Below are 1,085 nucleotides of genomic sequence, written 5' to 3' on the forward strand. Positions count from 1 at the left end.
TATGCAATACTCTCAAAACCTATGCAATACTCTCAAAACCGCTACATACCCCTATAAGAATCAATAACTTATCGTTGTATATTCCTACAGTAGTGCCATCCTTTCCAGGCGTTCTGCCGAACTGAACCTCAAACCCCTAGTTTGCCTCTGCTACGCTTTCTTCGTCCCGGAGAATTAGCACATGCCAAATTCAGATCTATTCCCTTCACTGCTGTTCAAGATCAACGAAAACCAGCTCGCCTTGGAGGCCGCCATCTTGGAGCTTGCGAACTGGGTCGAGCAACGCGGCGCGGCCGATATCGCCGATAACGTCCGCGGCGCCTTGGACACCATCGACAAGAACGAAGAGTTCATCAAGTTTACGCTCGCGGTTCTCATGACGCCGGAGTGAGCTATTTACTCGACGCGCCCCCGATCACTGCTGGGCATGGCACCTTTGCAGCTGCACGGCTCCACCGATGACACAGGCAGAATCCGCAACTCATTAACGAAACTCATGAGAACTTGAAGGTCATCATGCACGGAATCGCCGAATTGATGAACGATTGAGAGCGACCCAGGCGCTGCGTTATTTTCCGTCAGAGCACTCTGCCAACTCCCGTCTAAGCTGACCTGTGCTAACGGATCAGCACCTTTCTTTTTGTTCGACCCCCTTTAATCCCGCCCATGCGGGTTTTTTTTTGCCGTCTATTTACAGTGGGCGCGCCTCTTGGGCTACGCTTTTTTTGTGCATGGAGGAAGCGCTATGCCAGAAGATCTWMCCCCCGCCCMKCTCAATCCTTMCGAYGARGACTYWATTGCCYTCGGACATACTATCGATGAGGTTRYTGCCTGGATCGACCAYCGCGGTYCTACGTGTGTAACTGATCGCATCAACATACCAAAATTACAAACTTGGGCGCTCAACAACCCCCAACGCCTGCTTTCTAACAGCCTAACGATTATCCATTTAACTCGCATGGAATGCGTTGTGCTTGACTTATTAACAAGCAGCGAGGAGCGYGTTRTYAGCAACGAGGAMATCCTTATGAAGTTAAATAAAGACCCTTATAATTACAAAGGATTGCCCATGTGCCTCAGTAGAC

At 50.0% G+C, this 1,085-nt stretch carries 1 protein-coding gene; it reads left to right on the forward strand.

Translation table 11 applies throughout. The annotated features are described in order from the left end of the window. Positions 1-181: 181 nt before the first annotated feature. Positions 182-391, forward strand: coding sequence for a hypothetical protein (locus tag ACXRVY_RS30995; RefSeq protein ID WP_223462684.1), 210 nt, complete (start codon positions 182-184; stop codon positions 389-391). The last annotated feature ends 694 nt before the right edge of the window (positions 392-1,085 follow it).

Source organism: Pseudomonas sp. P5_A2_2 (assembly GCF_054177685.1).